12 protein-coding genes are annotated in these 13,944 nt (G+C 36.6%); 3 read left to right on the top strand and 9 right to left on the bottom strand.

From position 1 onward, the window contains the following. Positions 1 to 191: 191 nt before the first annotated feature. The 3 genes from OKW21_RS11660 to OKW21_RS11650 all read right to left on the bottom strand — a co-directional run bounded on the left by OKW21_RS11660 (position 192) and on the right by OKW21_RS11650 (position 5,092). The gene (locus tag OKW21_RS11660) at positions 192 to 1,331 is read right to left on the bottom strand and encodes a tetratricopeptide repeat protein (RefSeq protein WP_277479636.1); all 1,140 of its coding nucleotides are present in this window, start codon (positions 1,329 to 1,331) and stop codon (positions 192 to 194) included. 54 nt (positions 1,332 to 1,385) lie between these two features. Next, complete coding sequence (gene gyrA / locus OKW21_RS11655; protein ID WP_277479635.1) at positions 1,386 to 3,878, bottom strand: DNA gyrase subunit A; 2,493 nt, start codon at positions 3,876 to 3,878, stop codon at positions 1,386 to 1,388. Between the two features lie 179 nt (positions 3,879 to 4,057). Then, positions 4,058 to 5,092, bottom strand: a complete 1,035-nt coding sequence (locus OKW21_RS11650; protein ID WP_277479634.1) for a hypothetical protein — start codon at positions 5,090 to 5,092, stop codon at positions 4,058 to 4,060. Between the two features lie 175 nt (positions 5,093 to 5,267). Between OKW21_RS11650 and OKW21_RS11645 the strand changes: the two genes are divergently transcribed. After that, positions 5,268 to 6,155: a 3-hydroxyacyl-CoA dehydrogenase family protein gene (locus tag OKW21_RS11645; RefSeq protein WP_277479633.1), complete on the top strand. Its 888-nt coding sequence runs from the start codon at positions 5,268 to 5,270 to the stop codon at positions 6,153 to 6,155. 27 nt (positions 6,156 to 6,182) lie between these two features. Here the strand turns inward: OKW21_RS11645 and OKW21_RS11640 are convergent, their stop codons facing one another. Both OKW21_RS11640 and OKW21_RS11635 read right to left on the bottom strand, forming a co-directional pair. Beyond that, positions 6,183 to 6,785, bottom strand: a complete 603-nt coding sequence (locus OKW21_RS11640) for a tetratricopeptide repeat protein (protein WP_277479632.1) — start codon at positions 6,783 to 6,785, stop codon at positions 6,183 to 6,185. A 137-nt stretch (positions 6,786 to 6,922) separates the two neighbouring features. Further along, positions 6,923 to 7,735: a 2,3,4,5-tetrahydropyridine-2,6-dicarboxylate N-succinyltransferase gene (locus OKW21_RS11635; protein ID WP_277479631.1), complete on the bottom strand. Its 813-nt coding sequence runs from the start codon at positions 7,733 to 7,735 to the stop codon at positions 6,923 to 6,925. Between the two features lie 22 nt (positions 7,736 to 7,757). Between OKW21_RS11635 and OKW21_RS11630 the strand changes: the two genes are divergently transcribed. Beyond that, the gene (locus tag OKW21_RS11630; protein ID WP_277479630.1) at positions 7,758 to 8,903 is read left to right on the top strand and encodes a glycosyltransferase family protein; all 1,146 of its coding nucleotides are present in this window, start codon (positions 7,758 to 7,760) and stop codon (positions 8,901 to 8,903) included. An 85-nt stretch (positions 8,904 to 8,988) separates the two neighbouring features. Here OKW21_RS11630 and surE read toward each other — a convergent pair whose 3' ends face one another. The 4 genes from surE to OKW21_RS11610 all read right to left on the bottom strand — a co-directional run bounded on the left by surE (position 8,989) and on the right by OKW21_RS11610 (position 13,013). Then, complete coding sequence (gene surE, locus OKW21_RS11625; protein WP_277479629.1) at positions 8,989 to 9,759, bottom strand: 5'/3'-nucleotidase SurE; 771 nt, start codon at positions 9,757 to 9,759, stop codon at positions 8,989 to 8,991. 7 nt (positions 9,760 to 9,766) lie between these two features. After that, positions 9,767 to 10,396, bottom strand: coding sequence for a hypothetical protein (locus OKW21_RS11620; RefSeq protein ID WP_277479628.1), 630 nt, complete (start codon positions 10,394 to 10,396; stop codon positions 9,767 to 9,769). A gap of 57 nt (positions 10,397 to 10,453) precedes the next feature. Continuing rightward, positions 10,454 to 11,551, bottom strand: a complete 1,098-nt coding sequence (ribB, locus tag OKW21_RS11615) for a 3,4-dihydroxy-2-butanone-4-phosphate synthase (protein WP_277479627.1) — start codon at positions 11,549 to 11,551, stop codon at positions 10,454 to 10,456. Between the two features lie 391 nt (positions 11,552 to 11,942). Continuing rightward, positions 11,943 to 13,013, bottom strand: a complete 1,071-nt coding sequence (locus OKW21_RS11610) for a LacI family DNA-binding transcriptional regulator (protein ID WP_277479626.1) — start codon at positions 13,011 to 13,013, stop codon at positions 11,943 to 11,945. A gap of 460 nt (positions 13,014 to 13,473) precedes the next feature. Between OKW21_RS11610 and OKW21_RS11605 the strand changes: the two genes are divergently transcribed. Further along, positions 13,474 to 13,842, top strand: coding sequence for a hypothetical protein (locus OKW21_RS11605; RefSeq protein ID WP_277479625.1), 369 nt, complete (start codon positions 13,474 to 13,476; stop codon positions 13,840 to 13,842). Positions 13,843 to 13,944: the final 102 nt, after the last annotated feature.

The following is a 13,944-nucleotide window of genomic DNA, read 5'->3' as shown; positions in this document are numbered from 1 at the left end:
GGTTGTGTAGAGCTATTTCAGGGTATTACTAAATGTTGTATAATTTATATTATGTTAAATAAGTATGTCTTTCGCTTATACCCGATCAAATGAAGGTTGTAGGTTACGCTAAGAAACTCATGTATATGTACAAAAAAAAGGAGCCTTGTGGCTCCTTTGCTATATTCTCTACAATTAAAAGAGTTTCTGTATTACTGTCCACTAAGTTCAGACTCTAAAGCAGCAGCTTTATCATCCATGCCTAAGCGAGTGTACACTGTCTGTAGTGTGTTGAGTGTTTTTTCGTCATCAGGCTTGATCTCTTTTGATTTTTCTAAGTAAGGAAGTGCTTTCTCAAAAAATACTTTTGCATTGCCTTCTATTTCTTCTCCACGTTCCTGGTATTCTTTGAGATCCATATTATTAGCTTCTGCAAGTATCTCGGCTGCTTGATTAAAGTAATAAGCTGCTAAGTTGAAGTTTGCATCAAAGTAATTTGGATCTAACTCAATGGCTTTTTTATAATTTTCTATCGCGTCTTCTCCCCGTTCCATTTGCTCATACAGATAGGCACGGTTGTAATATAAAATAGCGTTATCATCTTCTTTTTCAATAGCCTGTGAGAGTTTTTGTTCTGCTTCATCAAAGCTTTCTTCCTGAATCAAAACATTGATCTCTCTTTTCAGAAAGTCTGAATTGTCAGGATAAGCTTCCTGAGCTTTTCTCAAATATTCAACCGCTTTGTCATTATCTTTTTTCTCAACCAGATAGATGTAAATAAGGCTGTTATAAAAGTCTTCGCTTTTATAATCTAACTCATCCACGAGATAAGCATAATTTTCGGCTGCAATGTCAAGGTTACCCGATTGCTGGGCAGAAATGCCACCATAGATATAAGCAGTAGTATCTTCAGGCATAGCCATTTTCGCAATATCAAAATTACGTATAGCGCTTTCAAAATCCTGTTCCTGATACTTTTCAGCTCCAGCGTTGATATTCTTAGCCCAAACTTCCTGAATTTTTTGATCCGCAAAAGTATAATGAACTGATCCCTCATCTTCTAGCTCTTTGGCTTTACGATATGCATCAAGTGCAGTCTGATAAGGCTCATCGGCTTGTACAGAATTGGTGGAATCTTCGGCTATTGCCTGATAAACCTGACCATAGATATACCATGTTTTTCCATCATCTTTGGTCTGCTCATCAGTGATAGTAGGGTCAATTAAGGTTTTCGCCTCAGCTAGCTCCTGGTCTTCCAAAGCTCGTTCAGCTTTTCTGACATTTTTATTTTGGCCGAATGATGTAACAACTACAGCCAAACAAAGAATTAAACTTAAAGTGTACTTTTTCATAATTGTGCAGTATAGGTGACAACTTTTGTTACAAAAGGTAATTAAAATTTATAGTTATTTAGTTTCTTCTTCTTCTGAATTATCTTCTTCAATATCATCCGGAAGCTTATCAACTTTGGCTACTGAAGTAATGATGTCGTCTTTATTAAGCCTGATCAGTTTTACTCCCTGTGTAGCTCGTCCCATCACTCTTAACTCAGAAACAGATAAACGTATCATAATGCCAGACCTGTTGATCAGCATTAAATCATTTTCATCCGTAACTTCGGCAATGGACACTAAAGTTCCAGTCTTAGAAGTAATGTTCATGGTTTTGACACCTTTGCCTCCTCTTTTAGTAATGCGGTATTCTTCCAATAAAGACCGCTTGCCAAAACCATTTTCAGATACTACTAACAAATGCTTATCTAGATCATTTACACAAACCATTCCCACTACTTCATCCTGATCATCATCTAAGGCAATGCCTCTGACACCAGCAGCAGTACGTCCCATTGATCTTACTTCACTTTCGTTAAACCTAATAGCTCTTCCAGACTTTACAGCGAGTATGACTTCTGATTTACCATTGGTAAGCGCTACGTTTAACAAACGGTCACCCTCATTGATAGTGATAGCATTGATACCATTTACTCTAGGTCTTGAATATGCTTCTAAAGATGTTTTCTTAATCATGCCATTCTTAGTTGACATCACTAGAAATGAATTATTGATATAATCTGCATCATCTAAATTAGAAACATTTATAACTGCTCTAACAGAATCATCAGGAGTTATATTAATCAAGTTTTGTATGGCTCTGCCTTTGGCAGTTTTACTGCCTTCAGGAATTTCATAGACTTTAATCCAGAAAACTTTTCCTAATTCAGTAAAAATCAGAAGATAGTTATGTGTATGAGCAATGAACAAGTGCTCGGTGAAATCGCCGTCTTTTGCAGAAGCACCCCTTGAGCCTACTCCTCCTCTACCCTGCGTACGGTATTCGCCGAGATTAGTCCGCTTAAAATAGCCATTATGAGAGATCGTAATTAACATCTCCTCATTAGGGATCATGTCTTCAGTACTTAGATCTTCAGCACTATGGACTATTTCTGTACGTCTCTCGTCTCCATACTTATCTTTAAGCTCATCAAGCTCATCTTTGATGATTTGCATACGAAGATCTCTTTCCGCTAAAATCTGGCGCAAATATTCTACCTGCTTTTGTACTTCCTCATATTCTTTCTGGATTTTATCTCTTTCCAGACCTGTAAGACGCTGAAGTCGCATATCCAGGATGGCTCTCGCCTGAATTTCAGTCAGTTCAAAGGACTCCATCAGGCTGTTGCGGGCAGTTTCAGGGTCTTGTGATGATCTGATGATTTCAATAACCCTATCAATATTATCCAGTGCAATAAGGTAGCCCTCTAAAAGGTGAAGTCTTTTTTCTGCCTCATTCAGCTCATACTGTGTTCTGCGTACTACTACATTGTGGCGATGATCCACAAAATGCGTAATTATTTGCTTGAGGTTAAGCGTCTGTGGCCTGCCTTTTACAAGCGCAACATTATTTACGCCAAAAGAAGATTGTAGCTGGGTATATTTATAAAGGTTATTAAGCACTACGTTGGGAACAGCATCTTTTTTCAGATCATAGACAATCCGCATCCCGTTTCTATCTGATTCATCACGTATATCCGAAATTCCTTCAATACGCTTTTCATTGACAAAAGCAGCTGTCTTTTCTATCATTGAGGCCTTATTGACCTGATAAGGAATTTCAGTTACAATGATTTGAGACTTGCCAGTTTTTGTTTCTTCTATGTCAGCTTTAGCACGTAATACTATTCTTCCTCTACCTGTCTCAAAAGCGCTTTTAACTCCCTGATATCCATAAATGATACCACCCGTGGGAAAGTCAGGAGCGGTAATGGACTGCATGAGCTCTTCGATGCTAACTTCTTCATTATCAATGTATTTCTTAATACCTTCTATAACTTCAGTTAAATTGTGAGGCGCCATATTGGTAGCCATACCTACTGCAATTCCTGAAGTTCCATTCACCAGGATATTCGGCAACTTTGACGGCAGACACACAGGTTCAGTCAGTGAGTCGTCAAAGTTACCCTGGAAGTCAATGGTATCTTTATTTATATCGGCAAGTAGTTCCTCAGCCAACCTCCTGAGTCGTGCCTCGGTATATCGCATGGCGGCTGGTGAATCGCCATCTACAGAACCAAAATTTCCCTGCCCATCTACCAGCATATAGCGCATGGACCAGTGCTGAGCCATACGAACCATAGAGTCATACACTGAAGAGTCACCATGAGGGTGATACTTTCCTAACACCTCTCCTACAATTCTTGCGGATTTTTTGTGGGACTTGGTGTGTGTAAGACCTAAATCAAGCATACCATAAAGAACACGGCGGTGTACAGGTTTAAGTCCATCTCTTACATCTGGTAATGCTCGGGAAATAATTACAGACATTGAATAATCAATGTAAGCTCCTCGCATTTCATCCTCTATATTAATAGGGATGATATTTTCATTAGCGCCTTCTGCCATAATCGGATTAAAACTCTTATTTCTTAATTAGAAAGGTACTTTACTTGTAAATTTGTAAAAATCGCCCTCATTATAAGAGCGCAATTTACCAAAAAATGTTCAATACACATAGCCTTTATGTGCTAATAAACTAGAATGAAAGCGCAGGAAAAGGATAAATTGATAAGAATCATCCAATTTTATTTCTTTTTGTTAAAGAATGGGAGGCGTATACTTCTTTTTCTTTTACTTTTTTGTAGTTCCGGATATAACTCTCCTATTTTTGGATCCTGCTTTCTCCAAAATGGCTGACCTCTTACTAGTATTCTATTTCCTTGAGAATCAGAGACATAATGCTTCATTTGAGTTTTGTCATTAGGAATAGGTGATCTTGGAATGTCAGGATAGTTAATGCTTATCCCCAAGGTGAGCTGAAAGGCATTGTCAGTAATGGTTAGATCCGGTTGGGCTGCGGTTGCTGGCAGACTTATCTGATAACTTTTGAACTCGTAAGAAGGTCTTAGGTATAGTCTGAAATATTCGGAATATACTTTTTCAAAGCTTACTCCTATATTGAAAAAAGGATTAGATTGAATATTATAATCATCAAATCCACTTCCTCGATTAATTTTACCAGCACGAATATCTACGCCCAAAGCCAAATCATAATACTCATACACACTATAGCCCAGCAGGAAATAATAGCGGGTCATCCGACTTTTGACTTGTGCCGGGTCCGGGTATTGAGACAAGAAATCTTTGGGTTCAGGGACGTTGGCAGTCAAAAACTCCATACTCGCGCCTCCACCCAATCTTAGTCTGAAAATATTAAAGTATACGGCCAGGTTAATAGGAATACTATATCCTCCACTTCTTAATGGACTGTCAGTAGAATCAAAGTGCACTACCTTATATTCGTCACTTAAAAGTATATTATTGCTACTGCTAATACCAGAAAACCAATTACTCAGGCCAGAAATGGTACCCCCTTCTACAAAATCTTCTGAATTGATAAGAAATGATCCCTGCTGATTTCTGACATAGTCAAAGTCTGTGAATTCATGCTTATAAAAAGTTCTCCCGTATCCGGAACTGAGGTTTATGGAAAATTTATTAAAAAAAGCTCTCACAGGATATGGGTGTCGTTGTTCTAGCCCAAATCCAGGATTGTATCCCTGGGCAATGATTCCAGTATAGACTAATATGAAAAAAGCAGTAAAACAGTAGCGAAGCATTAATTTTCTTTTGTATTTAACAGATGACAAAGGAACAAATGATAAAGTAAATATTCCAGACAAAAATAACGAGCAAGATTCGTTCTAAGTATTGAATATGGTTATTATTGAACAAAAGTAACCTTAAATCATAGATTCCATTTTTTTTGCTTAAAAATCTAAAAGTCAGTGTATTATGAAAAAAATATGTGTGCTAGGTGCCGGTACTATGGGGAATGGAATTGCTCATGTATTCGCGCAGCATGGTTTCAAGCTTACGCTTTTTGATTTAAATGATAAAATACTTGAAAATGCACTATCAACAATCAAGAACAACCTGGACAGGCAGATAAAAAAAGAAATCATAATGCCGGATGAAAGGGATAAAGCACTAAAAAACATTAATTTATCTACGGATTTAGCTGAAAGTGTAAAAAAAGCAGACTTGGTAGTAGAAGCTGTAAGTGAAAATTTTGAAGTGAAAAAATCAATTTTTGAAAATGTTGACGAGTTATGCTCTAAGGATACGGTCCTGGCAACAAACACATCTTCTATTTCAATTACAAAGCTGGCTTCATATACCAAAAGACCTGAGCAGGTAATAGGAATGCACTTTATGAACCCGGTGCCTGTGATGAAATTAGTGGAAGTCATCAAGGGATATAAAACTTCTGAAGAAGTTACTCATATAATAGTTGAGCTTGCGGAAGCCTTAAATAAAATCCCTCTGGTTGTAAACGATTATCCTGGCTTTATCTCAAATAGAATACTCATGCCTATGCTTAATGAAGCCATTTATAGTTTGTATGAAGGAGTAGCCGGTGTTTTGGAGATAGATCAGATTATGCAGCTAGGCATGGCTCACCCAATGGGCCCCCTTAAACTGGCAGACTTCATCGGCTTAGATGTATGTTTATCTATTTTAAGAGTATTACAGGATGGATTTGGAAATCCTAAATATGCTCCCTGTCCATTACTCGTTAATATGGTGAATGCAGGAAATTTAGGCGTTAAAAGTGGCGTTGGTTTTTATGACTATCGTATGAGTAGAAAAAATCCCCAATTAGCACCGCAGTTTGCTTAAATCGGGGAATATAATGTATTATTAGAATTAGTTGCAGTACTGATCAATTGCTTCCTGAGCTTCAGCTACATTTAGCGCGCTTGCTAAACGGAAATCCTCACAACCCGCTGACTTTTTACCTTCGTATACTTTAAGTGCTCCACGGTAAAGGAAAGCCTCGCCATACTGGTCATCCAGGCTAATTGTTGAGTTATATGCATCCATGGCCTCCTTGGTTTTACCGGACTTATGAAATGCACGCCCCGCTAAATAATGCGCTTTTGCGTCACTTTTGTGAATCTGAGAAGCTTTGTCAAAATAAAAAGCCGCATCCTGATAGTTTTCGTTTCTAAAATGGTATTTACCAATGCTCATCAGGGCATTTACATTTTTGGGATCTACCTCTAATGCCTCCTCATAGCTAGCTAGAGATTTCTTAAACTCTCCTAATTCCTCATATGCTCGCCCGCGATTATACATGGACTCGACATGCGTGGGTTGATATTCCAGGTATTCATTATATTGCTCTATTGCTTTCTTATATTCTCCCTGCTCAAAATAGCGATCAGCCATTTTGTATTCATTGCTATTACAAGCAAAAAATAATATTGAAATGACACTAAAACTTAGCATCCATTTTCCAAACATCATAGTTTAATGGTTTTTTTTGCGAAATTGATAAGTTAACACAAACCTATAATAATTGGTTTATTTACAACTGCAATTTCCTCTTAAATTTATTTAGAAGTTGTTAGTATGTAAGTGACAAAATAAATGCCATTGTTAACTTAAACCGCTACGTTGTTTTCACGTAATGCTTCGTTTAGTGACGTTTTTAGATCAGTGCTGGCTTTTCTTTCTCCAATGATCAGCGCGCAGGGAACCTGGTATTCACCAGCGGGAAACTTTTTGGTATAAGAGCCAGGAATTACTACTGAACGAGCAGGCACTTTTCCTTTATAGATCACAGGCTCTTCCTGAGTAACATCTATAATTTTAGAACTTGCAGTGAGTGTTACGTTAGCACCTAAAACTGCCTCTTTTTCAATATGAACGCCTTCAACCAAAATACAACGAGAACCAATAAAGGCATTATCTTCCACGATAACTGGTTTTGCCTGTAAGGGCTCGAGTACCCCACCGATACCGACACCACCACTTAAATGAACATTCTTTCCGATCTGGGCACAACTTCCCACTGTAGCCCAGGTATCTACCATAGTGCCTTCATCTACAAATGCACCAATGTTAACGTAGGAGGGCATCATCACGACGCCTTTGCTCAGATAGGCTCCATATCGTGCTACAGCATGCGGTACAACCCTAACGCCAATCTTATCATATCCAGTCTTAAGTTTCATCTTATCATGAAACTCAAATGGCCCCAATTCAAGAAGCTGCATTTTCTGAATCGGGAAGTATAAAATAACTGCTTTTTTTATCCACTCATGCACTACCCACTCACCATCAATTTGTTCTGCGACTCTCTTGGTGCCACTATCAAGCTCGTCTATAATTGATTTAATCGCAATTTTTACATCTTTGTCATTAAGCAAATGGCGGTTATCCCATGCTTTTTCAATCAAATTTCTGAGTTCCATGCAGATTGTTACTTAAATATATATGGGTAATAAAATTAAAACGGTAATAGCTTCAGTACTTAAACCAGTGGATGACACAAGAATGTACGAAAAAATAGGGCTATCACTTCAGCAAACAAATAGATATGAAGTTAATATCATAGGTTTTAATTCAAAAAATCTACCTCTCAGCTCGGAAATTGTTTTTCACCCTCTTTTTTCTTTTTCAAACATGAGTTGGAGACGTTTATTTGCTCCTCTATCAATTTTAATCCATCTTTTGAAGATTGCTCCCACCCTGATAATAGCCACTACTTTTGAAGTATTGGTCGCCGCAATGGCCTACAAAATCATTTGTTTCGATAAAGATATCAAGTTGGTATATGATGTGCGAGAAAACTATGCTTTAAATTTATTGACCAACAAAAAAAATACATTCCTTATCAGATTATTGGCTTTTGGTATTCGGTGTATTGAAAAAACCAGTCAATCTTATATTTCCCTAAATATTTTAGCAGAAAAAGGATATACTAAAGAAATTAGTTTTTTTAGCAAGCCCTCAATTGTGATTCCTAATGCTTATAAGCCATGTTTAGAACTTGAGTTTGGAGCCCCCGATTTACCGGAAAAGTTTAGACATAAGGCACCTAAGCTAGTATTTAACGGCACAATTAGTGAAATATATGGTATTCGGCAAACGTTAAATTTTGCTAATGCATTGAGCAAACATTATCCAGATTTGCTATTAATAATTATTGGACACGTTACTGATACTAACTTGCTAAATCATTTATTAATAGAGACTGAAGCAAAAGAAAACATCTATGCTCGTATTAATAATACTCCATTGCCGCATCAGGAGATATTAAAAATGGTATCAATTGCTGATTATGGTATCGTAGCACATCAGCCCGTTGAAAGCATTAGGAACTGCTTTCCTACCCGTATTTTTGAATATATGGCATTACAAAAGCCATTCTTTTTACAGGATCATGCTTACTGGACAAACTTTTGTGACCCCTGGAAGTGCGCAATAAAACTGGATTTCAATGATTTTTCTTCAGCTGGGATTGCCCCCAGGATGCGAAGTTCATTTTATACTCATGGAACCCCAAAGGATATTTTTTGGGAAAATTATGAATCATTGCTAATTAAATCAATTGATAAAGTCGTGGGTATAAATAGCTGATTATAAGGAGTTTAAAAATTTGTGCTAATGTTAAATACTAATGATTTTTTGGCTATCAAATTTAGTATCAAATAAAGTAAACTTTTTAGCTGAACGACCACTCATTCAAAGTGCTGATCGCGTGATGAGCAGTTAAATCATATTGGCAAGGAACGATAGAGACATAGTTATTAGCGATTGCCCATTCATCATTATCTTCACCTTTATCAAAATTCACAAAATTACCTGCAAGCCAGAAATATTTTCTTCCATTTGGATCAAACCTCTGGTCAAATTCTTCCTGCCATTTGGCATGGGCCTGTCGACATACTTTTATGCCTTTCAAGCGTTCGTGTTGTTTTGGAGGGATATTTACATTAAGCGCTATGCCTTGAGGCATACCTTTTTCTAAAACTTGACTGGCTATTTTTGTTACCGCTTCTTCCGCATGTGCAAATTCTGCATCTGAATCATAATCACACAATGAAAATCCTATGGCTGGTAAACCTTCTATTGCACCCTCAACTGCTGCGGACATCGTTCCAGAATATAGAACGCTTATAGAGGTATTGCTTCCGTGATTGATTCCACTTACTACGAGGTCAGGCCTCCGGTCCTTGAGTACATGAAACTTTCCCAACTTCACACAATCAGCAGGAGTACCTGAACATTTATATGCCATGACATCTTCAAAGATATCCGTTTCGGTGAGCCGAAGGGTATTACCGATTGTAATGGCGTGGCCCATACCTGACTGTGGACTATCCGGAGCAACAACAACAACTTCACCCAGTTGTTTCATCAGATTTACCAGGACTTTAATACCTCGTGAGGTTATGCCATCATCGTTTGAAACCAGAATTAAGGGTTTACCCATGAAAAATTTAAGAATTTAATAATGAATTATAATAAGCAGTAATACGAACCAAGTCACGATGGCGATCGTATTTCAAGCGGTTTTCTTTAACGTATTTTTCTAAATTATCTTTATTCTGTGACAAGATATTATATAAATCATCCTTTTTTTGGGAGTAAGGAATAATATCACCTTTTGGGTTTAAGAAGAAGTAATCAAATGACAGACGATACCTTGTTGCATATCTGTTACCGTAATAACTGTAATAGCCATATTGAGGAACTGTCTCCTGTACCACAGATTCTCGACAAAGTAAGGTCATCGTATTTTCATACAATACTTCAAACAACATGGGTACTTTATAATTAGGACGAACATTATAGGGTAAGGCATAAAATTGCCTGTATCTACTCACTTCTTCATCGTAAATTTCAAAGAATAATATTTTACGTGCGCTATAAGTTTGTAAAGTATTATTAAGATTGACCTGTACCAGATCTGCTTCAAAATTGTATTTGATTTTACCGCTAATTTCATCTCCAGAGAGTAAAGTCAATTTACCTTCATGCCATACTTCAGAAGGAAAGTACTGAGCATTCACTGAACCAATAAGCACAGTAAAATAGAGCAAGAACAGTATGCTGAATTTTATCTTCATAATCAAAACTTTGTATTTACTATATTAACACAAAAGTTTAAATAAAAGTGTGTCAGTTCACTCTTCTATAGGTACATTATCTATGATTTTGATACCATACCCTAACAAACCTATTCGTTTTCGGGGGTGATTAGTAAGTAACAATAAATTTTTAGCTTGCAAATGCCTTAGTATTTGAGCACCCACTCCGAAGTCTCGTTGATCTAGTGTGCTTTCATGTTCCGGTAATTTCCCGCTGAACGACTTGAGCTTATTTAATAAACTGTTTCCCATGCTTTCCTGGTTCATGTATAGTAGAATACCTTTTCCAGCTTCATTGATCTTTTCTAGTACTTTAGGTATAGAGCTGTTTTGTGAATGAGTGCCAAATATATCTTCAAACAGATTCGCTGAATGCACCCTTACCAGGACGTTCTCATCTTTTTCCCACTCCCCTTTTACAAGAGCCAAATGTACATCTTCGGAGTTAATTTGCTTGAAAACGTGAAGTTGAAATTCTCCATAGGCAGTAAGCACGGTGTTGGTAAACTCTTCGTGTATCAGACTTTCATTATTAAGCCGATATTCAATTAGATCTTTGATAGAAACTAGCTTAAGATTGAATTTATCCGCGACTTTCCTAAGATCAGGTAGACGAGCCATGGTGCCATCCTCATTCATAATTTCCACCAGTACTCCGGCAGGCTTAAGTCCTGCCAAACGTGGAAAATCTACAGCTGCTTCGGTATGGCCAGTCCTTCTCAAAACCCCACCTTTTTTAGCTTTTAGTGGAAAAATATGACCTGGTTTACCCAGTTGTTCAGGTTTAGTATTGGGGTTGGTAAGTGCGAGTATAGTTTTAGCCCTGTCTGCTGCAGAAATACCAGTCGACGTATCTTTACTAATCAGGTCAACAGAAACTGTGAAGGGAGTATCAAAGTAAGAAGTATTTTTTCCTACCATTAATTCAAGGCCAAGATCTTCACATCTGTCTTCAGTCAGGGAAGCGCATATCAATCCCCGGCCGTGCATGGCCATAAAGTTTATAATTTCAGGAGTAACATATTCAGCAGCACAGATAAAGTCGCCCTCATTTTCACGATTCTCATCGTCTACCACAATAATTATTTCTCCATTTTTGATACTCTCAATCGCTTCTTCAATTCTATCTAGCATTTCTCATCCTAATTTTTCTGCAACATATGAATATTATGTAAATGAACGAAATTCTTTGTTTAACATAACTAAAGTTATATAACAAATGGTCATTCCCTGATATAGCTTTACATACCCCTCATAAGACTACGCTCCACGTCGGATGAAACAGAACAAACTAGGGACTTTATCCAAAAAGTTATATTTACCTTATCGCCTCAAACGACAAATTATTGAGAAAAAATATTGGCTTACTTACTGAGTATCAAGCCTGTGAAAAGTACGGTGTATCGCTTAAATTAATTAGACAATGGCACCGTAGCTACTATAAGCATCGCATTTTATCACCCCTGAATTCTTTTCCCATGAAAGCTATACAGTTGAAGAACTTTTGCGAAATACGGAGATTCAATTAATTCGTGTAGAAAGAATAATTTTCTTTTGTAATGATATCTATTGGCATATAATAATTTTTTTCAACATCAGCAGACAATACCAAATGTTGATATAAAGACATTATTCCTCTATAGCCCTGCTCTTCAGGCTTTTGGCAGATTAAAAAATCAATCACCTCACTTTTCAATAGGTCAATATTCTCTTGCAGATAATCGTATCCTATTAATAATAAATTTTGTTTTTTGTTGGCTTTCATATAATGACCTACGTCCCCTACCCTTGAGTTGGTCGTAAATATGGCTTTGATATCAGGATGTTTATTGAATACGTTATGTAATGAACGTTCAATTGCCACAAACTCTGTTTCCAGCACATCAATTTTAATAATCGTATTCGTTCTGTTATGTTTTTCAAAATACTTTCTAAAACCATCTTCCTTTCGTAGTAAATGATGATGGTGATCTATTTCCCTTGATATATTAACTACTAAAATCTTGGCCTCATCATGAACACCATAACTTAGTAGATGAGCTGCCAGATAGCCACTCCTGAACAATTCAGGTCCGATATAACAAAGACTTTGCAAATTGGGTACGTCTGAATTAATGAAAACAAAAGGAATCTCCCTGGCTTTACATTTCATGGAAAAATCAGTGGCTTCATCATTAAATGAAGGTGCCATAAGAATACCATCTACCTTTTTGCTCAGTATATCCTCACTCAAATCAACGAATGAACTCTTATCACTCAAATCATAAAAATACTTACTGATGTTGATGCCATATTTGGCAATTTCAGATTCAGCTCTTGCTATTCCGTTTAGAGGTGCCTTCCAGTAAAGTGTATCAGTAGAAACATCAGGAATCAAAACTGCAAGCTCGTAAACCTTTTTTGATGCCAGTCGGCTTGCCAAAAGATTGGGCTGATAATCAAATTCTTTGATGATATGCTGTATCTTTTTTCTTGTTTCTTCAGATACTCCATTGCGATTATGAATTACCCTGTCAACAGTCGCTATGGATACATTTGCCCTTCTTGCAATTTCTTTGACACCCACCTTTTGAGTTGCCGTATTTTTATTACTCATAATCTGATCGTAAGACTGCATTAGTTGTCCAAAAAAAAATGAACTAGATATTACTAAATTGGCTTATACTTTTTAAGGAGATCAATATAATATTGAATTAAAGTAGTAGCAGAAAATTTAAAATAGATCAAACAAGAACAGTCCGTATGCAAAAATGCGTTTTACTTATGTTATAATTCAATATAATACTAAAATTAAAACAAATGAATGACAGGAAGAAGTAATGGCATTCATTTGTTATTATTTTAATCAGAAATGAAAATGTTGGACCAGTGGTTTTAAAGTAGGCTATAAGAAGTTTAGAAAGAAAAATGCATTATTTCTTAACAAATTGATAAAATATCTCGTAACATCTATTATTATTTTCTAATCTTTGGAAAGATTTTTGAAATTTTTTCTACGTTTTCGTATCTTTTTACAATTGTATTTTATACTGGACAATGTTCAGAACTTTAAGTGAATGGAACTGACCAAGTTAATTAATCATAAACTTAGCCAGCTACTGACTAACGTTTTATCTATTATACTGGTGCTCGTTTTCACTGGTCCGGCTTTTCATGCGATTTCCTCAAGCGTACTCGCTAATCTAAATTATGATTATGAGCACTCCGAACTTATGGAATTAGAAGATATAAGTTTAGAAGGAGAAGAAAATAAGGGTGAAAAGGAGAAAGAAAAAGAGGAGAATGACGCCTTAAAAGAATTTACTCTATCCGATGTTTTCTCAGTAAACCTATCAGCGCTAGAAGAATCAGCATTATGTATTATATACCTGAATCATTTGATAGGTACTGAAATTAAGCTCATCACCCCTCCCCCCAAAATATAAGAGGAACAGTCTATTATTTCTTATTAATGGCATATACTGTAAATAGAGAGTATTGCCACATTATCAATGAATAGTCATTGACATATCTTACCATTATGGTGA

Source organism: Catalinimonas alkaloidigena, assembly GCF_029504655.1.
In the GTDB taxonomy this organism is placed as follows: domain Bacteria; phylum Bacteroidota; class Bacteroidia; order Cytophagales; family Cyclobacteriaceae; genus Catalinimonas; species Catalinimonas alkaloidigena.
The sequence above is the reverse complement of the archived record's forward strand: the minus strand, read 5'-3'. Positions and strand labels throughout refer to the sequence as shown.

Excerpts from the sequence above, each read along its gene's own strand:
- OKW21_RS11660 (WP_277479636.1), bottom strand. The coding sequence starts at position 1,331 with ATGAAAAAGTACACTTTAAGTTTAATTCTTTGTTTGGCTGTAGTTGTT.
- gyrA (WP_277479635.1), bottom strand. The coding sequence starts at position 3,878 with ATGGCAGAAGGCGCTAATGAAAATATCATCCCTATTAATATAGAGGAT.
- OKW21_RS11650 (WP_277479634.1), bottom strand. The coding sequence starts at position 5,092 with ATGCTTCGCTACTGTTTTACTGCTTTTTTCATATTAGTCTATACTGGA.
- OKW21_RS11645 (WP_277479633.1), top strand. The coding sequence starts at position 5,268 with ATGAAAAAAATATGTGTGCTAGGTGCCGGTACTATGGGGAATGGAATT.
- OKW21_RS11640 (WP_277479632.1), bottom strand. The coding sequence starts at position 6,785 with ATGATGTTTGGAAAATGGATGCTAAGTTTTAGTGTCATTTCAATATTA.
- OKW21_RS11635 (WP_277479631.1), bottom strand. The coding sequence starts at position 7,735 with ATGGAACTCAGAAATTTGATTGAAAAAGCATGGGATAACCGCCATTTG.
- OKW21_RS11630 (WP_277479630.1), top strand. The coding sequence starts at position 7,758 with ATGGGTAATAAAATTAAAACGGTAATAGCTTCAGTACTTAAACCAGTG.
- surE (WP_277479629.1), bottom strand. The coding sequence starts at position 9,759 with ATGGGTAAACCCTTAATTCTGGTTTCAAACGATGATGGCATAACCTCA.
- OKW21_RS11620 (WP_277479628.1), bottom strand. The coding sequence starts at position 10,396 with ATGAAGATAAAATTCAGCATACTGTTCTTGCTCTATTTTACTGTGCTT.
- ribB (WP_277479627.1), bottom strand. The coding sequence starts at position 11,551 with ATGCTAGATAGAATTGAAGAAGCGATTGAGAGTATCAAAAATGGAGAA.
- OKW21_RS11610 (WP_277479626.1), bottom strand. The coding sequence starts at position 13,013 with ATGAGTAATAAAAATACGGCAACTCAAAAGGTGGGTGTCAAAGAAATT.
- OKW21_RS11605 (WP_277479625.1), top strand. The coding sequence starts at position 13,474 with ATGGAACTGACCAAGTTAATTAATCATAAACTTAGCCAGCTACTGACT.